Here is a 23,833-nt window from a genome sequence, read left to right on the forward strand (position 1 = left end):
GTTTGGTCGCTTTTCATTATAGTTCTTATGGGACTTTTTGTGTATACTCAAAAAGCTCTATAATCTCTACAGTGGTTTTTACCCACTACAGAAATTATAGAGTCTATCATTTTTATAGTGACATATATGTCTCTATTTTATTTCTTATGTATCTCTTATAATAGATTTCGTAATTATTTTAATTACAAATATTTTATCTATTTATAGGAGGTTTAATGGAACAAGAAGTTTTTGTTCACGCATATGAAGTTGTAAGGCCGATTGTACTTAAGGCTAGTAGACAATATTTCATCCAACTTTGGGACCAAGCTGATATGGAGCAAGAAGCTATGATGACGCTTTATCAGCTTTTAGAAAAGTTTCCTGAATTAAAGTCTGATGATGATAAGTTACGGCGATATTTTAAAACGAAATTTAGGAATAGACTTAATGATGAGGTTAGAAGGCAGGAGTCTGTAAAACGACAAGCTAATCGACAATGTTATATCGAAATTTCAGATATTGCTTTTTGTCTCCCGAATAAAGAGTTAGATGCGGTAGATAGGCTTGTTTATGATGAGCAGCTTAATGCTTTCCGTAATCAGTTGTCTTCGGAAGATGCTACTAAGTTAGACCGTCTGCTAGCTGGAGAATGTTTTAGAGGTCGAAAAAAGATGATCAGGGAGTTAAAATTTTGGATGGTAGATTTTGATCCTTATAATGAAGATGATTAATTTTGAATATAGATTCTAGTCTAGTATTATTGAGTAAAAGTCATAAAAAACACTTCGAAAGTAGATTTCTGTTATCTATCTTTTGAAGTGTTTTTAATGTAGTGTAAAGAATTTATTTTACTGCTATAGGGTTCCCAATGAATCTTGGAAGTTCAATATTTTCTTTGGTTAGGGCTTCTTGGTAAAGTTTTAAGAAATCAGCATAGATATGAATTTGTTGTCCATTTTTCGTAAAAATATCAATACGAAATACTAGTTGTCCAGAAGGAGTTGTGCTTAATCCAATGATATTTGGAGCTCCACAGATTTGAGGATAGTTTTCAATGTTTTCTCGATTTACTTCTTGTATGATGCTTGTCACTTTATTGATATCGGTTGACGGATAGACTGGGATATCAATTTGAGCTCTCATGTCCCCTCGAGATTTGTTGGATACAATTGTGATATTTCTGTTAGGTATAAAATGGAGGGTTCCATCAAATCCTCGAATTTGAGTAGTTCGAATACCTACGGTTGAAACAAGGCCTGTAACGGCTCCTACTTCAACTGCGTCACCGACTTCAAATTGGTTTTCTAACAATATGAAAAAACCATTAACGACATCAGATAGGAAGCCCTGAGCTCCTAGACCAAGAGCAACTCCAGCAAGTCCTGCCCCAGCAAGGAGGCTAGATACTGGGACCCCAAGGATACTAAGAAGACAGTAAATAAGGAAGAAGTATAGCACGTAGTTCATGCAATTGTGTAGTAATCGTTCAATGGTTTTTTGTCGAGCAGGTGTTTGAATTGTCCAAGCTAGAGAGCGTCCCACTGTATGTTTAAAAAGGAAGTTGATAATCTTCTTACTAAGAAGAAAGATGATGAGGAGAATAAGGAGTTTAATCCCTTTCGTAATGAGTACCATTAGGGTCTCTTCAAAATTAAATTGTTGGATGTATCTTTGTAAAATATTCATAGTTCTAGTTTATCAAAATTTTGATAAAGTAGCAGTTTCTAACGATTTTCTTGTGATTAAATTGGATAAAAAAACTTTTAAAAGGCTTTGAAATATGGTAAACTAAACTGTATCTATAAAAAATTTTAAGGAGAATGACTACATGTCTGTATCATTTGAAAACACAGCCACTAACCGTGGTGTGGTGACATTCACTATCGGTCAAGATAAAATTCAACCAGCTTTGGATCAAGCATTTAACAAGGTTAAAAAGAATTTGAACGCTCCAGGCTTCCGTAAAGGACACATGCCTCGTGCCGTATTTAACCAAAAATTTGGTGAAGAAGCTCTTTACGACGATGCTTTGAATGCAATTCTTCCAGCAGCTTATGAAGCAGCGATTGCTGAACTTGGTCTTGATGTTGTTGCACAACCAAAAATTGATGTAAAATCAATTGAAAAAGGTCAAGATTGGACACTTACTGCAGAAGTTGTTACAAAACCTGAAGTAAAACTTGGTGCATATAAAGATCTTGAAGTTTCAGTTGAAGCTTCTAAAGAAGTTACTGATGAAGAAGTTGATGCTAAGCTTGAAAGCGAACGCAAAAACTTGTCTGAATTGGTTGTTAAAGAAGGTGCAGCTGAAAATGGCGACACTGTTGTTATCGACTTTGTTGGTTCAGTAGACGGTGTTGAATTTGATGGTGGTAAAGGTGAAAACCACTCTCTTGAACTTGGTTCAGGTCAATTTATCCCAGGTTTCGAAGACCAATTGGTTGGAGCAAAAGCTGGTGATGAAGTAGAAGTTAAAGTAACTTTCCCAGAAGACTATCAAGCTGCTGACCTTGCAGGTAAAGCTGCTGTATTTGTTACTAAAGTTAACGAAGTTAAAGCTAAAGAAGTTCCAGCTCTTGATGATGAGTTGGCTAAAGATCTTGACGATGAAGTTGAAACTCTTGATGAGTTGAAAGCTAAATACCGTAAAGAACTTGAAGCAGCTAAAGAAATCGCATTTGATGACGCTGTTGAAGGTGCTGCACTTGATTTGGCTGTTGAAAACGCTGAAATCGTTGAATTGCCAGCAGAAATGGTTGAAGACGAAGTTCACCGTGCTATGAACGAATTCATGGGCAACATGCAACGTCAAGGTATCTCTCCTGAAATGTACTTCCAAATCACTGGTACAACTCAAGAAGATCTTCACAAACAATATGAAGCTGACGCTGACAAACGTGTGAAAACTAACCTTGTTATCGAAGCTGTTGCTGCTGCTGAAGGATTCGATGCTACAGAAGAAGAAATCCAAAAAGAAATTAATGATCTTGCAGCTGAGTACAACATGGAAGTATCACAAGTTTCTGCACTTCTTTCACCTGAAATGCTTAAACACGATATCACTATGAAGAAAGCTGTTGAAGTTATTACAAGCACAGCAAAAGTTAAATAATATGACTAAAATCAAGTTTCTGTTGAGACTTGATTTTTTCTTCTATAAATACTTTGACTATTGACTCTTTTTAGCGTAAAATAAAAGGTAGCGAAAAATTGATTGCTGAGCTATTTCTGATAGAAACTAGCTTGAGTAAGAATGAAGGAGAACCACTTTGGAACTAGACGTATTTGCTGGACAAGAAAAAAGTGAATTATCAATGATTGAAGTGGCCCGTGCTATCTTAGAAACACGTGGTCGTGATAATGAAATGTATTTCAATGATTTGGTCAATGAAATTCAAAATTACTTAGAAAAATCGGATGCTGATATCCGCAATGCTTTGCCATTCTTTTATTCAGATTTGAATACGGATGGAAGTTTCATTCCACTAGGTGATAACAAATGGGGCTTGCGTTCATGGTATGCAATTGATGAAATCGATGAAGAGGTCATCACATTGGAAGATACTGATGAAAATGCACCAAAACGTAAGAACAAGAAAGTTAATGCCTTCATGGATGGTGATGAAGATGCCATCGATTATAATGACGATGATCCAGAAGACGAGAACTTTACACCTGATTCTGATAGTCTTGAATATGACGACGATAGCGAAGATGATGAGAAAGCCGAAGTGGAATCTTATGACTCTGAGTTGAATGAAATTATTCCAGATGATGATTTGGATGATGTTGAGTTGTCAGAAGAAGATGATGACGATGACTATGAGGATGAGTCAAACGACTAAGTTTTCATTGACAAATGGTCTTGGATAGTTTAGACTATTTATCGGGCACCTCTTTTGAAGAGGTCATGATTAAGGCTCCCAGAGTAAAACTCTTGGGGGTCATTTTTGTTTTTAGTCATTTACTGGACTTGTCTAAGGTGAGGTACTTTGTACGGCACCCATCAGGTACTAGGAAAGGACTATCGTGATTATCTGAGTGGGTAACCAATCTGCTATCTGTAGTTGTTTTGAATTATATTATAAGGAGTTAACATGACAAAATATATTTTCGTCACTGGTGGTGTGGTATCTTCAATTGGTAAAGGGATTGTAGCTGCAAGTCTTGGGCGTTTGCTTAAGAACCGTGGTCTTAAGGTTACGATTCAAAAATTTGATCCTTACATCAATATTGACCCAGGAACAATGAGTCCTTACCAACACGGTGAAGTTTATGTCACTGATGATGGTACTGAAACTGACCTTGACCTTGGTCACTACGAACGTTTTATTGATATCAATCTTAATAAATACTCTAACGTGACTACTGGTAAGATTTATAGCGAAGTTTTGCGTAAGGAACGTAAAGGAGAGTATCTTGGTGCGACTGTTCAGGTGATTCCGCATATCACAGATGCTTTGAAAGACAAGATTAAGCGCGCAGCGACAACAACTGATTCAGATGTCATTATCACTGAAGTTGGTGGTACGGTTGGTGATATTGAAAGTCTTCCATTCCTTGAAGCTCTTCGTCAAATGAAGGCTGATGTGGGCTCTGACAACGTTATGTATATCCACACAACGCTTCTTCCTTATTTGAAGGCTGCTGGTGAAATGAAGACAAAGCCAACGCAACACTCTGTTAAGGAATTGCGTGGTTTGGGTATCCAACCAAATATGTTGGTTATTCGTACAGAACAACCTGCTGGTCAAGGAATCAAGAATAAATTAGCTCAGTTCTGTGATGTTGCACCTGAGGCTGTTATCGAATCACTCGACGTGGAACATATCTATCAAGTGCCACTTAATATGCAGGCTCAAGGTATGGATCAAATCGTTTGTGATCATTTGAAACTGGATGCTCCAGCTGCAGATATGACAGAGTGGTCTGCTATGGTTGATAAGGTGCTTAACCTTAAGAAAACAACTAAAATTGCTCTTGTTGGTAAGTATGTGGAGCTTCACGATGCTTACTTGTCAGTAGTTGAGGCACTTAAACACTCAGGTTTGGCAAATGATACTGCCATTGATATTGACTGGGTCAATGCTAATGATTTGACTGCTGAAAATGTTGCTTCTCGTTTGGCTGATGCTGATGGTATTATTGTTCCTGGTGGTTTCGGTCAACGTGGTACTGAAGGTAAGATTCAAGCTATTCGTTATGCACGTGAGAATGATGTGCCAATGTTGGGTGTCTGTCTCGGTATGCAATTGACATGTATTGAGTTTGCTCGCCACATTCTTCACTTGGATGGCGCTAATTCAGCTGAGCTTGATCCAAACACAAAATATCCAATTATCGATATTATGCGTGATCAAATTGACATTGAAGACATGGGTGGTACTCTTCGTCTTGGTCTTTACCCATGTAAGTTGAAACCAGGTTCTAAGGCAGCTGCAGCTTATGGCAACCAAGAAGTTGTTCAACGTCGTCACCGTCACCGTTATGAATTTAATACTAAGTTCCGTGTACAGTTTGAGGCTGAGGGCTTTGTATTCTCAGGTGTGTCACCAGATAATCGTTTGATGGAAGTTGTAGAACTCCCAGACAAGAAATTCTTTGTGGCAGCGCAATACCACCCAGAATATCATAGCCGTCCAAACCATGCGGAAGAACTTTACAGTGCCTTTGTGACAGCAGCAGTTGAAAATGCTAAATAATTATCTAAGACAGAGTGGGATAGCCTACTCTGTTTTTTATTAGTTCCTTTTATGCTAAAATAAAGGGAATAATAAGAAAGAATGAGGAAAACAAATGGCTAAATTTGGCTTTTTGTCAGTATTAGAAGAAGAACTGGATAAGCACTTGGACTATGATTTTGCTATGGACTGGGATAAAAAGAATCATGCTGTGGAAGTAACGTTTATCCTGGAAGCGCAAAACAGTAGCAATGTCGAGACTATTGATGATAAGGGTGAAGTGTCTGATGAAGATGTCATTTTTGAGGATTACGTGCTCTTTTACAATCCAGCAAAATCACGTTTTGATGAAGAGGACTACCTAGTGACAATTCCATATGAACCTAAGAAAGGTCTATCTCGTGAGTTTTTGTCCTATTTTGCGGAGACCTTGAATGAGGTGGCAACAGAAGGATTGAGTGACTTGATGGATTTTCTATCTGATGATGGACCTGAGGAATTCGGTTTGGTTTGGGACAAAGAAGCTTTCGAAAAAGGGAAAGCTCAACTTGAAGAGAAGGAATTTTTTGCTTATCCAAGGTATTAAAGGGAGCGAAAAGGGATGGATGCTTATTTAAAAAATCAGTTCGATTTTACAGGTGTTAAGGCTGCCTTACTCGTAGAGCAAAGTATTTTGGTCATTCTCAGAGATAATAAACCAGATATTCCTTGGCCAAATACATGGGAGTTGCCAGGTGGTGGAAGAGAAGGTCAAGAAACGCCTCTTGAATGTCTTCAACGTGAGGTCTGGGAGGAGCTGGGCTTGACTTTGAAAGAGGAATCGATTATTTGGTCGAAAATCTATCCTAGTATGTTGGATAAAGATAGGTCAGCTGTCTTTGTGGTTGGCCAAATTAGCCAAGAGCAGTATCGTGAGATTCGTTTTGGTGACGAGGGACAGGAATTTAAACTAATGCCTGTAGAGGATTTTATAAAAGCAGAAGGTGTCATTGCCCAGTTGCAGGAACGCTTTAAAGACTATTTAGTAGGAAAGGAAACAGAGAAATAAATGGACAAATGGCAAGAATTAACGATTGAAGTTAATCGTGAGGTCGAAGAAGCGGCTTCTAATATTTTAATTGAGTCTGGGAGCCAGGGTGTGGCTATTGATGATAGTGCAGATTATTTGGAAAATGCGGACCGTTTTGGGGAACTTTATCCTGAGGTTGAGCAGGTTGAAACGGTTAAAATTACGGCTTATTATCCAGAGTCAGCAGATATCGAGGCCATTACTAAGCAGGTCAATGAGCGTTTGGCTGAGTTGACAGATTTTGGTCTTGAAACTGGAGATATTCACTTAGCTACTCAAGAATTGGTTGAAGAAGATTGGGCTGAGAATTGGAAAAAATACTATGAACCAGCTCGCATTACCCATGACCTGACTATCGTACCGTCATGGACGGATTATGAGGCATCAGAGGGGGAAAAGATCATTAAGTTGGATCCTGGTATGGCCTTTGGGACAGGAACACATCCAACAACTAAGATGAGCCTCTTTGCCTTGGAGCAGGTGCTTCGTGGTGGTGAGACGGTGATTGATGTGGGGACTGGTTCAGGAGTCCTCTCGATTGCTAGCTCTCTGCTTGGTGCCAAGGAAATCTACGCTTATGACCTTGACGATGTAGCGGTTCGAGTGGCACAGGAAAACATTGATATGAATCCTGGTATGGAAAATATTCATGTTGCTGCGGGAGATCTTTTGAAGGGCGTGACGCAAGAAGCTGATGTTATCGTGGCTAATATTCTGGCGGATATTCTCATCCACCTGACAGAAGATGCCGACCGTTTGGTTAAGGATGAAGGTTATTTGATTATGTCAGGGATTATCTCTGAAAAATGGGATATGGTGCGTGAATCGGCTGAGAAAGCTGGTTTCTTCCTAGAAACTCACATGGTTCAGGGAGAGTGGAATGCCTGTGTCTTCAAGAAGACAGATGATATTTCAGGTGTGATTGGAGGCTAAATGCAACAGTATTTTATAAAGGGGCAGGTTGAAAATCCAGTAATTATCAAAGACAAGGATACTGTGAAGCATATGTTTAACGTTATGCGTTTAACAGAGGATGATCAGGTTGTCTTGGTTTTTGAAGATGGTATCAAGCGTCTTGCGCGTGTGACTGACCGTGAGAATCACGTCTTTGAAGTGATTGAAGATTTAACTGATAATGTCGAGATGCCTGTATCTGTAAGCATTGCCTCAGGTTTTCCCAAGGGAGATAAACTGGAGTTGGTGACACAAAAGGCAACAGAGCTTGGAGCTCAGGCTATTTGGGCCTTCCCTGCCGACTGGTCTGTGGTTAAGTGGGATGGTAAGAAGCTAGCCAAGAAGGAAGATAAGCTTGCCAAAATTGCTCTAGGAGCTGCAGAACAATCCAAGCGTAATCGTGTGCCAGAAGTCAGATTGTTCGAGAAAAAAGGGGAATTTCTATCAGAATTAGATAATTTTGATAAGATTTTTATCGCCTATGAGGAAACAGCCAAAGCAGGTGAGTTGGCTACTCTAGCTCGTGAGTTGGCTCAGGTAGAGAATGGTCAGAAAATTCTCTTTATCTTTGGACCAGAAGGTGGTATTTCTCCGTCTGAGATTGATGCATTTGAAGAAGCTGGTGGCGTTAAAATTGGCCTTGGACCGCGCATTATGCGGACGGAAACCGCTCCTCTCTACGCTTTGAGTAGTGTCAGTTATGCCTTGGAATTGAATAAGTAAGAGAAAGTTGGCCTTGTTCCAACTTTTTTTGTATTTGACACTTTTAAGCTAAGATTGCATCGTGCCATTAGTTTTGTATGACAAATCGAGCATTTCTAAAAAAGTTGATAATCTTATTTAGATTTAATATAATTGTACTATCTTTATAAAAGGGGAAGATTTTTAATGAAAACGAATCGTTATGTGACTCAATCTGCCGTGGTTTTGGGCCTTTTTGCTCTTTTGACTGTGCCACAAGTCCTAGGTCAAGCTGATGAGGCAACGGCACCAGTACCAACTACTTCTACAGAAACTGTGACAGATAGTGGAGCTGCTACCGTATCAGTACAAGGAACTGCGGGAACAGCTGTTCAAGGAGGAACAGAGACTGTATCTCCTACATCAACAACAGTAGCGACAAATGCATCTGCAGAGTCATCAGCTAATACCTCGACGGCCCAATCAAGTCAAGAAGCCAGTGCTGTTTTGACGAATGCCAATCAGGTGACACCAGCGGTGCCAGTACAGGCTGAAACTGTTACAGAGCCTGCTCATGAGGGGCAGACCGTTGATATGCAGATTTTGTCAACAACAGACCTTCATACCAACTTGGTTAACTATGATTATTATCAAGATAAGCCGTCTCAAACAGTTGGTTTGTCTAAAACTGCTGTCCTTATCAAAAAAGCCCGTGAAACTAATCCCAATACGGTCTTAGTGGACAGTGGGGATACGATTCAGGGAACTCCTTTTGGGACTTATAAGGCTTTGATTGACCCTGTTGCCCAAGGTGAGACTCACCCTATGTACAAAGCCTTTGAGATGCTGGGCTACGATGCCGAAACACTTGGAAACCACGAGTTTAACTATGGTCTAGAATTTTTGGATCGTATGGTTAAGGCTGCTAAGATTAACATTATCAATGCCAATGTGCGTAATGCTCAGACAGGTGACTACTATTACAACCCTTATAAGATTGTTAACAAGACCTTTACTGATACAGATGGCAAACAGGTAACGCTAAAAATCGGTATTACAGGTGTCCTTCCAACACAGATTTTGGTTTGGGATAAGGCCAATCTTGAAGGTAAGGTAACTGTTGACGATCCAATGGAGGCTGTTAAGGCTATCGTTCCTAAGATGAAGGCTGCAGGAGCTGACTTTATCCTTGTTGCTGCTCACTCTGGTATTGGTGACAATGAATACACTAAGAATGAGGAAAATGAAGGTTACCAAATTGCTGGTATCGAAGGTGTTGATGCTGTTGCGACAGGGCATTCTCATGCGGATTTCCCAAATGGGGATGGTACAAGTTTTTATGCGAAATACCCTGGTGTAGATGATGTCAATGGTCTCATCAATGGGAAACCTGTGGTTATGGCTGGTAAATTCGGAGATCATCTAGGCATCATGGATGTCAAATTGACTTACACGGATGGTAAATGGAAAGTTGTTAACAGTAAGGCCAAGCTTGAAAAGATTGATACTAAGTCAGATGTTGCGGACAAGGATTTAATTAATATGGCTGCTCATGACCATAATGGAACAATCAACTATGTTCGTAAGGAAGTTGGTGAGACTACTGCACCAATCACTAGCTACTTTGCTCAGGTTCAGGACGATCCATCTATTCAAATCGTTAATAATGCACAACTATGGTATGCTAAAAAACAAGTAGCTGGAACAGCAGATGCGAATCTTCCACTCCTCTCAGCTGCAGCACCTTTCAAGGCGGGGACTCGTGGGGATGCGACCTACTATACCGATATTCCAGCAGGACCATTAGCCATTAAGAATGTCGCGGACCTCTACCTCTACGACAATGTTACTGCCCTACTCAAGGTGACTGGTGCACAAATAAAAGAATGGTTGGAAATGTCTGCAGGACAGTTCAATCAAATTGATCCTAATAGCAAAGAGCCACAACAACTCATTAATAGTAGCTATCGCTCATACAATTACGATGTGATTGATGGGTTGACTTATAAGTTTGATTTGACACAACCTAACAAATACGATCGTGAAGGTAAGTTGGTTAACCCAGATGCTAGTCGTGTTCGTGACTTGACTTATCAAGGTAAACCCATTGATTTGAATCAGACTTTCCTTGTCGTGACTAACAACTATCGTGCGACTGGTAACTTCCCTGGTGTTAAGGATGCTGCAGAAAAACGTCTCCTCAATCTTGAGAATCGTCAGGCAATCATTGATTATATCGTTAGTGAGAAAACGATTAACCCAACTGCTGATGGAAATTGGAGTTTCGTTCCTAATATTACGAATGCAGATATCCGTTTTGCCTCATCTGACAATGCACGTGCCCACCTTGCTGGTCAGGATGCCATTAGTTATGTAGGACCATCAACACAAGCAGGATTTGCAGAGTACCGCTTTGTTGTTAAGGAAAAGGCAAATCAAGTTGAGGATACGACTAAGAAAGAATCTGAGAAGTCACCAAAAGGTGTTGAGATGGCAGACCAAACTAAGCATGTGAAACCAAATGCTACTGCAGTTGCTAGCATGGCTAAACCTGCTTCAGCTATCCAATTGTCAAACGCTCAAGTCGTTATCTTACCTCAAGCTCAAGTGCAAGAAACTCAACCTTCAAGCTCAGCCAAGAGCTTGCCAAACACTGGTTCAGACGAATCTATGTCAGCAACTTTAACTGGTATGGTTCTTATGACCTTGGCTGGATTCTTTGGAATCAAAAAGCAAGAGAAAAATTAAGCAAGATAAAAAGCCCCTATCAGGGCTTTTTTGCTCTAGTTTTAGCGTTGGTTAAAGTTCTTTTGGGCTTCTAGGATAATAGGTGCTAGACGTTCGATATCAGACTGCGTGCCACGAAGCTCAAAGTCTCCCAACATAGGGAAGCCAAAACGTTGACTGTATTGTTTAGCGGTTAGGCAGTACTGGTTATTGAAGTTACGGTTACCAGAACCGATGATACCAAAGCAACGTTTGTGGTTATCATGGGCTGCGATAAAATCTCCCAGTGGATTGGTTAGGATTTCGACATCTCCATTGTCCACGCCATTTCCACCTTCAAGGTAGGTTGGCAAGAGTGCGACAAAGGGTTCATCTACTTGGAAGGTTTCATGATTAAGCTCTTTAATATTGATTTGGCGACATTCAATCCCGTGGTTGAGGGATAGGTAGTCAGACATACGTTTGACAAAGCTTTGGGTATTGCCACTTAGACTAATATAAACGAGGGTAAGTTGAGACATAAGCGTCCTCTTTCTATCTATATCTTGTGTTTGCTCAATCATTCTAACACAAGATGTTGTGCTTTTCAAGTTGGCTCCTTGCAGTTAATAATTGCCTATCTAGCTCTTTTTCTTTACTTGTAAAAGTGATAAAATAAAGGTTATTAAAAGAAGCGAAGGAAGAAATCATGGCTAAAGATAAAAATGTAACAGGAGAAGAAATTTTAGACATTTGCTCGGCCTACATGTCAGCAGATGATTTGAAATTAGTTGAAAAAGCCTGGCATTATGCGACAGATGCTCATAGTGGGCAATCTCGTCAGTCAGGAGAACCTTATATTATTCATCCTATTCAAGTGGCAGGTATCCTGGCAGACCTTCATCTTGATGCAGTGACAGTAGCCTGTGGTTTCTTACACGATGTCGTTGAAGACACCGAAAAAACGCTCGATGATTTGGAAACGGATTTTGGTACGGATGTACGAAATATCGTAGATGGTGTTACCAAGCTTGGTAAGGTCGAGTACAAGTCACACGAGGAGCAACTAGCTGAAAATCACCGTAAGATGCTTATGGCCATGTCTAAGGATATTCGTGTTATCTTGGTTAAATTGGCAGACCGTTTGCATAATATGCGTACCCTCAAGCATCTTCGTAAGGACAAGCAAGAGCGTATTTCTCGTGAAACAATGGAAATCTATGCTCCCTTGGCTCACCGTTTGGGTATCAGCCGTATTAAATGGGAACTGGAAGATATGGCCTTCCGTTACCTTAACGAGGTGGAATTCTACAAAATTTCCCACATGATGAAGGAAAAACGCCGTGAACGTGAGGAACTTGTGGATGAGATTGTCGCTAAAATCAAGACCTATACCTCTGAACAGGGACTTGTCGGAGACATTTATGGCCGCCCCAAACACATCTACTCAATTTATCGTAAGATGCGTGATAAGAAGAAGCGCTTTGATCAAATTTATGATTTGATTGCCATTCGCTGTGTCATGGAGACGCACAGTGATGTTTATGCCATGTTGGGATACATTCATGAGCTCTGGCGTCCGATGCCTGGCCGTTTCAAAGACTATATTGCCAATCCTAAATCCAATGGTTACCAGTCTATCCATACAACGGTTTATGGACCAAAAGGACCTATTGAAATCCAAATCCGTACCAAGGAAATGCACCAAGTTGCCGAATACGGGGTTGCAGCTCACTGGGCTTACAAGAAAGGGATTAAGGGCAAAGTAGATTCAAAAGAGTCCGCTTTGGGAATGAACTGGATTAAAGATCTTGTTGAACTTCAAGATGCCTCAAATGGTGATGCTATGGGATTTGTAGACTCTGTTAAAGAGGATATCTTCTCAGAGCGTATTTATGTCTTTACGCCAAATGGTGCTGTTCAGGAATTGCCTAAAGATTCAGGACCTATTGACTTTGCCTATGCTATCCATACCCAAGTTGGAGAGAAGGCTACAGGTGCTAAGGTTAATGGCCGTATGGTGCCCTTGACTGCCAAACTTAAGACAGGTGATGTGGTTGAGATTGTCACTAATGCCAATTCTTTTGGTCCTAGTCGTGACTGGATTAAGATGGTCAAAACAACTAAGGCCAGAAATAAAATTCGACAATTCTTTAAGAATCAGGATAAGGAAGCTTCTATCACCAAGGGTCGTGAGCTTTTGATTGCCTACTTCCAAGAGCATGGCTACATTGCCAATAAGTACCTAGACAAGAAACATATTGAGGAAATTCTCCCTCGTATGAGTGTGCGTAGTGAAGAAGCTCTCTATGCTGCTGTTGGCTTTGGCGAAATTAGTGCTGCTGCTGTTTTCAATCGTCTGACAGAAAAAGAACGCCGCGAGGAAGAGCGTGCTAAGGCAAAAGCTGAAGCTGAAGAGCTAATGAACGGTGGCGAAGTTAAGACTGAGAAGAAAGAAGTTCTTAAGGTTAAGAGTGAAAATGGCGTCATCATTCAAGGTGCGTCGGGTCTCCTCATGCGTATTGCCAAGTGCTGTAACCCAGTGCCTGGAGACGAAATTGAAGGTTACATCACTAAAGGACGTGGTATCGCCATTCACCGTTCAGACTGCCATAATATCAAGAGTCAGGAAGGTTATGAACAACGGTTAATTGAAGTAGAGTGGGATGAGCGTAATGCTAATAAATCTTATTTGGCTGAGATTGACATCTATGGTCTTAACCGTTCAGGTCTGTTGAATGATGTTCTTCAAATCTTGTCAAATACGACTAAGAGTATTGCGACGGTCAATGCGCAACCAACTAAGGACATGAAGTTTGCCAATATTCACGTTAGCTTTGAAATTGCAAACCTTATTGAATTGACTGGTCTAGTGGATAAGATTAAAATTATCCCTGATGTTTACAGTGTTAAACGTACGAATGGTTAAGGAGTTACTGCGATGAAGATTGTGATTCAGCGCGTGCAAAGTGCCTCTGTGGTTATTGAGGATTCTACGGTTGGTGCTATTAAACAGGGGCTCTTACTCTTGGTCGGAGTTGGTCCAGAGGACACCAAAGAAGATCTAGAGTATGCAGTTCGTAAGATTGTCAATATGCGTATTTTTTCAGATGAAGATGGCAAGATGAATCTTTCTGTTAAGGATATTGGTGGCCAGATTTTGTCGATTTCTCAGTTTACGCTTTTTGCAGATACGAAAAAAGGGAATCGACCAGCATTTACAGGTGCTGCAAAGCCTGACATGGCTAGCCAGCTCTATGACGATTTCAACCAATCCTTGTCAACACATGTTCCTGTAGAAAGAGGACGCTTTGGTGCAGATATGCAGGTTAGTCTGGTCAATGACGGACCTGTGACCATTATTTTAGATACTAAAAATCGATAAACAAACCATTTCTCGCCTTGTGTGAGAGGTGGTTTTTTTACTCTCATCGTATGGGCAATTTAGGTGCTTGATTTTCATTATTTGGGATTTATTTTTGTTATTTTAAGTAGGCTTAACCAAGTGGATATTTAATGAAATTAGAAAATGTCGTTCTCAAATTTCTGAAAAAATCTGACCATTCATGATGAAAAAATTACCGTTTACGAGGATTGCCGGAAATTCCCTTGTCTTACAAAAAAGATTAAGTTAACATTAGTTTCATAAGAAACACCAAGCGATTTTTATGAAACTAAAAAATAACTCGAGTTCACAGCATGCAAATACCAATAGTGATAATTTGAAACGCCGAGGTGATTTAAACTTTTTTTAGAGGGATAGAGAGATATGTCAAAGAAAGTAGCGTCAACTAAATTATTATCAGGGTTGTTTGTAGCCGGCGGTGTCCTAGGGATGAATCAGGTCGCCAAGGCAGATAGCATGGTCAGTTCAGAAGCAACAAAACCAGTCATTACAACTGAAGCAGATAACTTGGTGGTGGTACCAACGGAGGCAGTTGCTCCAGTTGCGACAACAGAAGTAGGTCCATCATCTGCCGCTGTTGCGACAGATACTGCAACAACAGCAACAGCTTCTACAATATTTTCACAAGCTGTGACAGCAGAGAGTGCTAGCTCAGAAATGCTTGTAGCCAGTGAAGCACTAGATCCTGAGTCAGCTGCTGTGGAAACCATCACATCATCATCTGATAATGCTACTGAAGCAGGACGCCATTCAACTGCTCAAGTGACACCAGTTACAGAAGTGACAGAGCAAAACTTAAATGGTGATGCTTACTTGACAGATCCAGAAACAACAAAAGCTGCTTATAGCAAGACAGATGGTGATATTAACTATTCTGTTGTTGTGTCTAATCCAACAGCAGAAACTAAGACGATGACTGTCAACTTGACACTTCAACATGCTTCAGAAATCATCGGTCAAGATAACGTTGACCTTACGCTAGTGGCAGGAACCTCAGCTAAGGTTTCAAACTTGACAGTAGCGTCAGAGTGGTTGACAAACAATACAGGTTACTTGGTGACAATCAGTGTCAACGATAAATCAGGTAGTACTTTGTCAAGCAAGCGTGCTGGCTTGTCTGTTGAAGATGATTGGACAGTTTTCCCACGTTACGGTATCGTAGCAGGTTCGCCAACGGATCAAAACAGTATTCTTGTTAAAAATCTTGAAGCCTACCGTAAAGAGCTTGAGCTCATGAAGTCTATGAATATCAACTCATATTTCTTCTATGATGCTTATAGTGAAGCTACAGATCCTTTCCCAGAGGGTGTTGATAGCTTTGTTCAAAAATGGAATACCTGGAGTCATACTCAGGTTGACACTAAGGCTGTTAAAGAATTGGTTGACCAAGTTCATAAGTCAGGTGCTGTTGCCATGCTTTATAACATGATTTCAGCAGATTCAAATCCAAAGAATCCAGCCCTTCCACTTGCTGCTTTGGCTTATAACTTCTACGATAGCTTTGGTAAGAAGGGTGAGCCGATGACTTACACTATCGGTGATAACCCAACTCAAGTTTACTATAATCCGGCTAATCCAGATTGGCAGAAATACATTGCGGGTGTCATGAAATCAGCTATGGATCGTATGGGCTTCGATGGTTGGCAAGGTGATACAATTGGTGACAACCGTGTGACTGATTATGAGCACCGTAACAGCTCAGACGAGGCTGACTCATACATGATGTCTGATTCATATGCGTCATTTATTAATGCTATGAAAGACCTCATTGGTGAAAAGTACTACATCACAATCAATGATGTCAATGGTGGTAATGATGATAAATTAGCCAAGGCACGTCAAGATGTTGTTTATAATGAGCTCTGGACAAACGGTGGTTCAGTTATTCCAGGACGTATGCAGATTGCCTATGGTGATTTGAAAGCACGTATCGATATGGTACGCAATAAAACTGGTAAATCACTTATCGTTGGTGCCTACATGGAAGAACCAGGTATTGATTATACTGTTCCTGGTGGAAAAGCAACTAACGGTGCTGGTAAAGATGCTCTTGCAGGTAAGCCATTGCAAGCTGACGCGACTCTTCTCGTAGATGCGACAGTAGCTGCAGCCGGTGGCTATCACATGTCCATTGCAGCCCTTGCCAATGCTAATGCAGCCCTAAACGTCCTTCAAAGTGCTTATTACCCAACTCAATACCTCAGTGTGGCTAAGAACACTATTCGTAAGCTTTACAATTACCAACAGTTTATCACTGCTTATGAAAATCTTCTCCGTGGTGAGGGTGTGACTAACAGCACTCAGGTTGTATCTACCAAGAATGCTGCTGGTGAAATCCTTTCTAAGGGTGCTCTAGGTGTGACAGGAGATCAAGTTTGGACATTTGCTAAATCAGGAAAAGGTTTCTCGACTGTTCAAATGATTAACATGATGGGCATCAATGCGGGCTGGCATAATGAAGAGGGGTATGCGGATAATAAAACACCGGACGCTCAAGAAAATCTCACAGTTCGTCTTAGTCTAGCAAGTAAAACAGCCCAAGAAGCAGCTAAAATTGCTGATCAAGTCTATGTGACGTCACCAGATGATTGGGCAACTTCAAGCATGAAGAAGGCACAAGCAAGCCTTGAAACAGATGAAAATGGTCAACCAGTACTTGTCATTTCAGTTCCTAAACTAACGCTTTGGAACATGCTCTATATCAAGGAAGACACAACAGCAACACCGGTAGAACCAGTTATCTTGAAACCAGTTACTAACCAAGCTGGTAAGAAAGCAGACAATACCGTAACATCTGAAGCAAGCTCAGAAACAGCTAAATCCGAAAATACAACAGTAAACAAAGGTTCAGAGGCTCCAACTGATACGAAACCATCTGTTGAAGCTCCTAAACTAGATGAAATAACTAAACCAGCACCAACAGTTGACGAGTTAGTAAACTCAGCAGCTGTTCCAGTGGCAATAGCTGTATCAGAGACCGCACATGATAAGAAAGATGACAACTCAATATCTAATACAGATCAAGGTGCAGTAGCGTCAGATTCAATCACTACACCAGCTTCAGAGGCCACAAGCACAGCTGACTCAACAGCCTCATCAGAAGTATCAAAAAGTTCAACAGTATCATCGGAAGCATCAGAAACTGAAATTAGTTCAGAAGCATCAACTTCAGAGACTTCAGCATCTGAATCAGAGAATTCAATCAGCACAGTCGTTTCAGAATCAGAAGTAGTTAAAGAACCAGCTGTTTCATTGACAGAATCAGAAAGTCAAGTGAGCACTTCAGAAGTGACTTCGGCAATTTCAGAAACAGTGAGCACGTCTGAGGAAGTCATCCTTGATGGACTATCAGAAAACATCAATAGTTGGAATAGACTCTCTGCAGCTCCTCGCGTCTCAGAAAACTTACCAAGTACTTCTGAAACGATTACAGAAGCAGCGTCACTCTTTAGCAATTATGCAAGATATTCAGAAACAGCAAGCTCAGAATCTTACTCTATGGTAGCAACTTCTTCAGAAGCTTCTATTGAAAAATTAGCAGTATCAATCTTGAAAGATACTGAGGGTGGCTTGTACGATGCAACTACAATCAGAAATATTGTTGAGATGATTGATAGCATTACAACAAATGTTAGCTATACTCGCAGTAGCCGTCAAGACCTTATCAATACAGTTTCGTCAGATAACACTTACAGTGGTAGTCAAGATCTTAACCTTGCAAGTAAGACAACGACGCAAGCAGGTGAAAAAGGAACAACTGAAGATCTTAAGGCTACAATTGCTAAAACAGCAAAATCTCACAAGTGGGGAGAACATGCTGTAGCTGTCCTTACAGCCATTGTCCTTGCAGGTGCGGCAACCCTTGCAGCTCTTCGTAACTTCTTGATGTCAAAAAAAGTTGATAAATAATAAGTAGAACTCTTTGTGTAAACAAGGAGTTTTCTTTATACTGGCTGCTATTTTTTCTGAAAATTGTGATACAATAGAAATAGTTTGAATATTGTGTCAAAGGAGAGCCAATGATTACTGCAAATGATATCGTAAAGGCTAATGAAGTCTTAAAAAACGTGGTGGAACGCACACCACTAGATTTTGATCGCTACTTATCTGAAAAATACGGGGCGACCATTTATATTAAAAAAGAAAATATGCAAAAGGTACGCTCTTTCAAATTGCGAGGAGCCTACTATGCTATTCATCAATTGAGTGATGAGGATAAGGCGCGTGGTGTGGTTTGTGCATCAGCCGGCAACCATGCTCAAGGGGTTGCCTACACTTGTAACGAGATGAGGATTCCGGCAACCATCTTTATGCCAGTAACAACGCCTCTCCAAAAAATTGGTCAAGTCCGTTTCTTTGGTGGCAAGTTTGTAACAATCAAATTGGTGGGAGATACCTTTGATGCTTCTGCTCAAGCAGCACAGGAATATACCAAGTCTGAAGGCATGACTTTCATTGATCCATTCGACGATTATAATGTCCAAGCGGGTCAAGGAACAGTTGCTTATGAAATTTATGAGCAGGCTCAAGAGGAGGGTGTTTCCTTCGATAGTATCTTGGTTCCAGTAGGTGGCGGAGGCCTTATCTCTGGTGTGGCTACTTATATCAAGGATGTGGCACCATCTATGGAAGTTATTGGTGTTGAGGCTAGTGGTGCTCGTAGTATGCGTGCTGCCTTTGACCGTGGTTATCCTATAAAACTCGAAGAAATTGATAAGTTTGCGGATGGGATTGCTGTTCAAAAGGTAGGTGTCAAGACCTATGAAGTTGCCCGTAAATATGTTGATCGTCTCTTGGGAGTTGATGAAGGCTTGATTTCAGAAACCCTAATTGATATGTACTCTAAGGTTGGTACCATTGCAGAACCCGCAGGTGCAGCATCAGTAGCAGCTTTGGAAGTGATTAAAGATGAGATTAAAGGAAAAACCATCGTCTGCATCATTTCAGGTGGTAACAATGATATTAACCGTATGCCAGAGATGGAAGAACGTGCGCTTATCTACGATGGCATCAAGCATTACTTTGTGGTTAACTTCCCACAACGTCCTGGTGCCCTTCGTGAATTTGTAAATGATATCTTGGGACCAAATGATGATATCACTCGTTTTGAGTACATCAAACGTGCTAATAAAGGAAAAGGTCCAGTTCTCATTGGTATCGCTCTTAGTGATAAGGACGATTATGATGGACTTCTCGAGCGTCTTTCAGCCTTTGACCCAAGTTATATCAACCTTCACGGTAACGAAACACTTTACAATATGCTTGTCTGAGGACAGGTTCACATAATGAAAAAAGAACTGACAAAGTCGGTTCTTTTCTACTTTAACCCAGCTATACGGAGGCACTAAGGCCTTATCTTCAACTTAAAACCTCAGTATTGCTACTGAGGCTTTCTTTATTCGATAATCAAGAGTCCATCTTTAATGGCGAATGGATTGTCTTTATTGATGCGGTCGTAGAACATGATACCGTTAGTATGGTCGATTTCATGTTGAACAACAATTGAGTTGTACCCACGGAGCTTAACACGTTGCTTTTCGCCCTCTTTGTTGTAGTATTCAACAGTTACTCGAGCATGACGAACCACATAACCAGGAACGTCGCGGTCGACTGAGAGGCATCCTTCTCCATCACCCAAAGCAGCATCCTGAACAGAATGGGCAACTACTTTAGGGTTGTACATGATTTCTTGAAGGCTATATGCTTCTTTTGGTGGATTACCTTCAGCGTCTTCAGGGTTTGGAACGAGAACCGCGATAATGCGTTTTGAAATATCCAATTGTGGGGCTGCAAGACCGACTCCCCCACGAAGTCCCATTTTTTCAGCAATAACAGGATCTTGTGAATTACGAAGAAACTGCATCATTTTTTCACCTAGGATAATGTCTTCGTCTGATAGTGGGAAGGTTACATCTTCAGCGACAGCACGCAAGGTTGGGTTTCCTTCGCGAATGATATCATTCATATCAATCATATGGCTGGCGCGGATAATTTTGGTTTGAGCGTCCATTTGTTTACCTCTATTTTCTTTGATTTACTTGTTTATAACTATAGCACAAAAGGGTTGAAAATTAAACCATCAAGGGTTAAAGTGAGGCTTTTTCTAATCGATAAAAGCCAGTTTTTCCAAGGTTTGTCGTTGTAAAATACGATAGGTCTTAAAAGCTTCTTTTTCAATAATTCCTTGATCGATAAATTGTTTGATGACTCGTTGCACATGGCGATAGCTAGTCCCAAAACTGGCAGCTAGGATAGATGGTGATAGTTGAAAAACACCTTCTTCCTCAATACTCAACATATGAGTAGCCAGACGCTCTTTGACAGAGTAGCTTGCATTTGTTGAGGCAGTAATACCCTGTTTATGCAGTGCCATGGCTAGGTTATGCCCAATTTGATAGAGAAAAACGGAGTCTTTGAGGAGCTCTTCTTTATTATTTAAAGGGAGCTGAACTGCTTGAACCTCTTCTAAAGCAATGACTGATGACCCTGCTGGTTGATTGATCATGAGTTCTACATCTCCAAATATTTGTGGCTGGTTAAGCATTTCTAGGATATGTTCTTTACCATTGAAGAGAGAACGCACAATTTTTACCTTTCCTGACAAAATGTAGGTTAGCTCTGTGATAGCTTTTCCTTGGGTACAAATATAATCATTCTTTTGAAAGGTGACTTTCTGTAATTGGTCGAGGTAGGGGGGGGGGAAGACCTGATCAAGTTGAGGTCTTATGTCATGATTACGCATACATCTCCTTTTTTAGGACCTAGGTCCTATTTTTTAAAGTCTCCTTAGATTATAATGAAAAAATAACGATCAGACAAGTAAGGAAAGGATGTTCTAATCCCTATATTATGACACGAATTTTAGAAAAAATGAGCCTACTTGGGCTATCCTTGCTCTTGATTTCGGCCTTTTCGATTTCAACAGCGCTACCACCTATGTTGGACTACTATAGCCCAACCTTTTCTGCCGCGCAAGTGGAGCTTTTAGTATCTGTCCCTTCATTTTCCGTAGTAGCGATGCTCTTACTTAATTCATTTATTGACAAATGGCTAAGTGATAGACAGCTAATTGTGACTGGATTGCTTTTACTTAGTAGTGCTGGGATTTTTCCTTTTTTTGTACAAGCCTATCCTCTTGTCTTACTGTCACGTACAGCTTTTGGGATGGGGATTGGCCTTATCAATGCTAAGGCGATTGCTATCATCAGTCAACGTTTTCAAGGTAAAGAACGGGTTCAGATGTTAGGTATTCGTGGCTCCATGGAGTTGATTGGTGGAGCTTCGTGTTCTCTTTTGGTTGGTCAACTATTGAAAATCCATTGGACCTTTGCCTTCCTTATTTATGGTCTTGGTTTTGTGATTCTGACCATGTACCTCCTTTTTGTGCCAACGATGGATCAGGTGGAGAGGAAGCAGATTACAAAAAGTAAACAAGGTCTAAACAAAAAAGACCTTAGTATGATCCTTGGCATGGCCCTTTTAGCAGGATTTGTCATCTGTATTAATTCTTCGATTAGTTTGCGCGTGCCTCTATTTCAGGTTGCTGGTAAGACCATTGCGAGTGGGCAATCAGCTTTAGTACTTAGTTTAGAGCAGGGAATTGGAATTGTAGCTGGACTAAGTTTCGCTTCTCTTATAGGATATTTTAAGAATCATCTTTTGCATATAGTGATGTTTTTATTGGCGGTTTGTCTCTTTGGGATGTCAGTGGCTAGTAACTTACCGATTTTGATTTTATCCTCAGTTGGTGTTGGTTTCTTCTATAGTACTGTTTTGACAATTATCTTTAACCAACTTTCTGAGCGTATTGCTAGAAATCTGTTGAACAAAGCGACAGCCTATGTCCTCTTGGGGTGTAACCTAGGGTCTGCCCTCTCTCCTTATGTTTTGAAATTATTGGCACTTGTATCTCCAAGTTTTAGTTGGATTTTCCTAGCCTATGCTATAGTAAGTTTCCTACTTTTCCTTGGGTTTTTGATGAAATCAAGAATGACAAAAAAAGTCTAAGATGTAGAAATCTAAACAGCGAATCTTGTGATTGACAAAGATTAGTAGATGAGCTAAAATAGAGAGGTCGTAAAGACAAACCAACTCTTTCTTGGTTTTAGGAGAGCCAATCCTAAGACTCGGATGGAGCAAAAAAAGGAGAAAAAACATGGCAATCTCAAAAGAGAAAAAAAATGAAATCATTGCTCAATACGCACGTCACGAAGGTGACACTGGTTCAGTAGAGGTTCAAGTTGCTGTCCTTACTTGGGAAATCAACCACCTTAACGACCACATTAAACAACACAAAAAAGACCACGCTACTTACCGTGGTTTGATGAAAAAAATCGGTCACCGTCGTAACTTGTTGGCATACCTTCGCCGCACAGATGTTAACCGTTACCGTGAGTTGATCAGCTCACTTGGACTTCGTCGTTAATTCAAGATACAAAGACCGTTAAAAGCACAAAGCAAAAATAGGAAAATTGACGAAGAAACTTCAGTTTCTAGGAGATTTTATCTTTTTTGCCAAGTGCTTAGGCCTTGTTCAATTGAATACACGAAAATGGAACTGCTCTATGATGGGGCAGTTTTTCTTTTTCACTAGGATTTTAGCCCGAGTTCAGAACAGCTCTTTAGATTCAGAGGGCAGTTTTGCTGTATTCATTTAAGAATTTCTTACGATGATAGATCTATAGAGCCAGCAAAAGACCTCCAGGTTTAATTCTGGAGGCTTCTTTATCTTAAAATCTTTTTGATAACTGTTTGAAATTGAGGGAGTTGATGGATAGCGGTTCCGACAAGGATACCTAGCATATTTAAGGCGATATCTCCTAAATCAAAGACTCCCAAATGTCCGAAGTACTGAATGGATTCGACGGTGAAAAGGGTCAGGAGACAAAGTAGGAGATTACTCAATCGTGAAGAAAAGAGGAGTCCCAGAGGAATGAACATTAATAGGTTCATGATGGGAACGAAGTGGCTCCCCCAGTATAATTCCCGAGCGAAGGAAAGGGGATTAAGTGAGAGACCTTGGGTACCAACGTTTTTCAAGAAAAGTAGGTAGAAGAGAGCAAGAAAGTAAATGAAGTAGAGTAGGAGCAGTGTCTGTTTTTTCAGCTGTCTAGTAAGAAGGAGTTTCAAAAAAGCGTAGACAAAGTAACTAAGCAGGACAATAATGACTAGGTTGAGTAAGACTTGAAAGTAGGAGCCATAATGGGCGATGTAATGAACGTACTGTTCGAGATACCCCCTATAAAACCAATAAGACAAGGCCAGTGAGAGGATTCCTAGTAAGATGTTACTCAATGTTTTTAATGTTTTTGCCACTTTGCTCCTCCATTTGCATATGATGAGTACACATTATAT

Annotated in this window: 20 protein-coding genes; 15 read left to right on the forward strand and 5 right to left on the reverse strand. The window is 40.5% G+C overall.

Annotation, left to right across the window (positions count from 1 at the left end; genetic code table 11):
• Positions 1 to 215: 215 nt before the first annotated feature.
• Entirely contained in the window at positions 216 to 713 is a 498-nt protein-coding gene (locus HMPREF1517_RS00280) for a sigma factor (protein ID WP_021143466.1), read from the forward strand.
• Between the two features lie 112 nt (positions 714 to 825).
• Here HMPREF1517_RS00280 and HMPREF1517_RS00285 read toward each other — a convergent pair whose 3' ends face one another.
• Positions 826 to 1,668, reverse strand: a complete 843-nt coding sequence (locus HMPREF1517_RS00285; protein WP_037598879.1) for a mechanosensitive ion channel family protein — start codon at positions 1,666 to 1,668, stop codon at positions 826 to 828.
• A gap of 142 nt (positions 1,669 to 1,810) precedes the next feature.
• On the opposite strand from HMPREF1517_RS00285, the gene tig reads away from it, so the two are divergent.
• The 8 genes from tig (at position 1,811) to HMPREF1517_RS00325 (ending at position 11,115) form a co-directional block, all read left to right on the forward strand.
• On the forward strand, positions 1,811 to 3,094 hold the full coding sequence (gene tig, locus HMPREF1517_RS00290; protein WP_037598880.1) for a trigger factor: 1,284 nt from the start codon (positions 1,811 to 1,813) through the stop codon (positions 3,092 to 3,094).
• Between the two features lie 157 nt (positions 3,095 to 3,251).
• Entirely contained in the window at positions 3,252 to 3,827 is a 576-nt protein-coding gene (rpoE, locus tag HMPREF1517_RS00295; protein WP_002885605.1) for a DNA-directed RNA polymerase subunit delta, read from the forward strand.
• 252 nt (positions 3,828 to 4,079) lie between these two features.
• Complete coding sequence (locus HMPREF1517_RS00300) at positions 4,080 to 5,684, forward strand: CTP synthase (RefSeq protein ID WP_037598882.1); 1,605 nt, start codon at positions 4,080 to 4,082, stop codon at positions 5,682 to 5,684.
• 94 nt (positions 5,685 to 5,778) lie between these two features.
• The gene (locus tag HMPREF1517_RS00305) at positions 5,779 to 6,249 is read left to right on the forward strand and encodes a DUF3013 family protein (RefSeq protein WP_037598883.1); all 471 of its coding nucleotides are present in this window, start codon (positions 5,779 to 5,781) and stop codon (positions 6,247 to 6,249) included.
• A gap of 15 nt (positions 6,250 to 6,264) precedes the next feature.
• Complete coding sequence (locus tag HMPREF1517_RS00310) at positions 6,265 to 6,711, forward strand: NUDIX hydrolase (protein ID WP_037598884.1); 447 nt, start codon at positions 6,265 to 6,267, stop codon at positions 6,709 to 6,711.
• Entirely contained in the window at positions 6,712 to 7,665 is a 954-nt protein-coding gene (prmA, locus tag HMPREF1517_RS00315) for a 50S ribosomal protein L11 methyltransferase (protein ID WP_037598885.1), read from the forward strand.
• Complete coding sequence (locus HMPREF1517_RS00320; protein WP_037598886.1) at positions 7,666 to 8,409, forward strand: 16S rRNA (uracil(1498)-N(3))-methyltransferase; 744 nt, start codon at positions 7,666 to 7,668, stop codon at positions 8,407 to 8,409. It abuts the gene before it with no gap.
• A gap of 165 nt (positions 8,410 to 8,574) precedes the next feature.
• Positions 8,575 to 11,115, forward strand: a complete 2,541-nt coding sequence (locus HMPREF1517_RS00325; protein ID WP_037598891.1) for a bifunctional 2',3'-cyclic-nucleotide 2'-phosphodiesterase/3'-nucleotidase — start codon at positions 8,575 to 8,577, stop codon at positions 11,113 to 11,115.
• 41 nt (positions 11,116 to 11,156) lie between these two features.
• On the opposite strand, the gene nrdI is transcribed toward HMPREF1517_RS00325, so the two are convergent.
• Entirely contained in the window at positions 11,157 to 11,615 is a 459-nt protein-coding gene (nrdI, locus tag HMPREF1517_RS00330; protein ID WP_022496522.1) for a class Ib ribonucleoside-diphosphate reductase assembly flavoprotein NrdI, read from the reverse strand.
• 167 nt (positions 11,616 to 11,782) lie between these two features.
• Here nrdI and HMPREF1517_RS00335 point away from each other — a divergent pair, with 167 nt between their 5' ends.
• The 4 genes from HMPREF1517_RS00335 to ilvA all read left to right on the forward strand — a co-directional run bounded on the left by HMPREF1517_RS00335 (position 11,783) and on the right by ilvA (position 19,749).
• A complete protein-coding gene (locus tag HMPREF1517_RS00335) occupies positions 11,783 to 14,002 on the forward strand; it encodes a RelA/SpoT family protein (protein WP_037598893.1) in 2,220 nt (739 codons plus the stop codon).
• Positions 14,003 to 14,014: 12 nt separating this feature from the next.
• A complete protein-coding gene (dtd, locus tag HMPREF1517_RS00340) occupies positions 14,015 to 14,458 on the forward strand; it encodes a D-aminoacyl-tRNA deacylase (protein WP_037598894.1) in 444 nt (147 codons plus the stop codon).
• A 384-nt stretch (positions 14,459 to 14,842) separates the two neighbouring features.
• Positions 14,843 to 18,388 (forward strand): glycoside hydrolase family 66 protein, encoded by a 3,546-nt coding sequence (locus tag HMPREF1517_RS00345; protein WP_037598895.1) that lies wholly within the window; start codon positions 14,843 to 14,845, stop codon positions 18,386 to 18,388.
• Positions 18,389 to 18,498: 110 nt separating this feature from the next.
• Positions 18,499 to 19,749 carry a threonine ammonia-lyase IlvA gene (ilvA, locus tag HMPREF1517_RS00350; RefSeq protein ID WP_002889741.1) on the forward strand — a complete coding sequence of 417 codons (1,251 nt, stop codon included), beginning with the start codon at positions 18,499 to 18,501 and terminating at the stop codon, positions 19,747 to 19,749.
• Between the two features lie 125 nt (positions 19,750 to 19,874).
• Here the strand turns inward: ilvA and def are convergent, their stop codons facing one another.
• Positions 19,875 to 20,489 carry a peptide deformylase gene (def, locus tag HMPREF1517_RS00355; protein ID WP_003095026.1) on the reverse strand — a complete coding sequence of 205 codons (615 nt, stop codon included), beginning with the start codon at positions 20,487 to 20,489 and terminating at the stop codon, positions 19,875 to 19,877.
• Positions 20,490 to 20,582: 93 nt separating this feature from the next.
• On the reverse strand, positions 20,583 to 21,221 hold the full coding sequence (locus tag HMPREF1517_RS00360) for a Crp/Fnr family transcriptional regulator (protein ID WP_037598896.1): 639 nt from the start codon (positions 21,219 to 21,221) through the stop codon (positions 20,583 to 20,585).
• 107 nt (positions 21,222 to 21,328) lie between these two features.
• Between HMPREF1517_RS00360 and HMPREF1517_RS00365 the strand changes: the two genes are divergently transcribed.
• Both HMPREF1517_RS00365 and rpsO read left to right on the forward strand, forming a co-directional pair.
• On the forward strand, positions 21,329 to 22,486 hold the full coding sequence (locus HMPREF1517_RS00365; protein WP_037598897.1) for an MFS transporter: 1,158 nt from the start codon (positions 21,329 to 21,331) through the stop codon (positions 22,484 to 22,486).
• A gap of 148 nt (positions 22,487 to 22,634) precedes the next feature.
• Positions 22,635 to 22,904 carry a 30S ribosomal protein S15 gene (gene rpsO / locus HMPREF1517_RS00370; protein WP_008535715.1) on the forward strand — a complete coding sequence of 90 codons (270 nt, stop codon included), beginning with the start codon at positions 22,635 to 22,637 and terminating at the stop codon, positions 22,902 to 22,904.
• A 299-nt stretch (positions 22,905 to 23,203) separates the two neighbouring features.
• On the opposite strand, the gene HMPREF1517_RS00375 is transcribed toward rpsO, so the two are convergent.
• Entirely contained in the window at positions 23,204 to 23,794 is a 591-nt protein-coding gene (locus HMPREF1517_RS00375; RefSeq protein ID WP_037598898.1) for a VanZ family protein, read from the reverse strand.
• Positions 23,795 to 23,833: the final 39 nt, after the last annotated feature.

Source organism: Streptococcus sp. ACS2 (genome assembly GCF_000525585.1).
GTDB lineage: Bacteria > Bacillota > Bacilli > Lactobacillales > Streptococcaceae > Streptococcus.

Bases quoted from the DNA above. Each gene is read 5' to 3' on its own strand.
- HMPREF1517_RS00305 (WP_037598883.1), top strand. From the start codon at position 5,779: ATGGCTAAATTTGGCTTTTTGTCAGTATTAGAAGAAGAACTGGATAAG.
- prmA (WP_037598885.1), top strand. From the start codon at position 6,712: ATGGACAAATGGCAAGAATTAACGATTGAAGTTAATCGTGAGGTCGAA.
- HMPREF1517_RS00320 (WP_037598886.1), top strand. From the start codon at position 7,666: ATGCAACAGTATTTTATAAAGGGGCAGGTTGAAAATCCAGTAATTATC.
- ilvA (WP_002889741.1), top strand. From the start codon at position 18,499: ATGATTACTGCAAATGATATCGTAAAGGCTAATGAAGTCTTAAAAAAC.
- def (WP_003095026.1), bottom strand. From the start codon at position 20,489: ATGGACGCTCAAACCAAAATTATCCGCGCCAGCCATATGATTGATATG.
- HMPREF1517_RS00335 (WP_037598893.1), top strand. From the start codon at position 11,783: ATGGCTAAAGATAAAAATGTAACAGGAGAAGAAATTTTAGACATTTGC.
- HMPREF1517_RS00365 (WP_037598897.1), top strand. From the start codon at position 21,329: ATGACACGAATTTTAGAAAAAATGAGCCTACTTGGGCTATCCTTGCTC.
- HMPREF1517_RS00300 (WP_037598882.1), top strand. From the start codon at position 4,080: ATGACAAAATATATTTTCGTCACTGGTGGTGTGGTATCTTCAATTGGT.
- rpsO (WP_008535715.1), top strand. From the start codon at position 22,635: ATGGCAATCTCAAAAGAGAAAAAAAATGAAATCATTGCTCAATACGCA.
- dtd (WP_037598894.1), top strand. From the start codon at position 14,015: ATGAAGATTGTGATTCAGCGCGTGCAAAGTGCCTCTGTGGTTATTGAG.
- tig (WP_037598880.1), top strand. From the start codon at position 1,811: ATGTCTGTATCATTTGAAAACACAGCCACTAACCGTGGTGTGGTGACA.
- HMPREF1517_RS00360 (WP_037598896.1), bottom strand. From the start codon at position 21,221: ATGCGTAATCATGACATAAGACCTCAACTTGATCAGGTCTTCCCCCCC.
- HMPREF1517_RS00325 (WP_037598891.1), top strand. From the start codon at position 8,575: ATGAAAACGAATCGTTATGTGACTCAATCTGCCGTGGTTTTGGGCCTT.
- HMPREF1517_RS00310 (WP_037598884.1), top strand. From the start codon at position 6,265: ATGGATGCTTATTTAAAAAATCAGTTCGATTTTACAGGTGTTAAGGCT.
- HMPREF1517_RS00285 (WP_037598879.1), bottom strand. From the start codon at position 1,668: ATGAATATTTTACAAAGATACATCCAACAATTTAATTTTGAAGAGACC.
- nrdI (WP_022496522.1), bottom strand. From the start codon at position 11,615: ATGTCTCAACTTACCCTCGTTTATATTAGTCTAAGTGGCAATACCCAA.
- HMPREF1517_RS00280 (WP_021143466.1), top strand. From the start codon at position 216: ATGGAACAAGAAGTTTTTGTTCACGCATATGAAGTTGTAAGGCCGATT.
- HMPREF1517_RS00345 (WP_037598895.1), top strand. From the start codon at position 14,843: ATGTCAAAGAAAGTAGCGTCAACTAAATTATTATCAGGGTTGTTTGTA.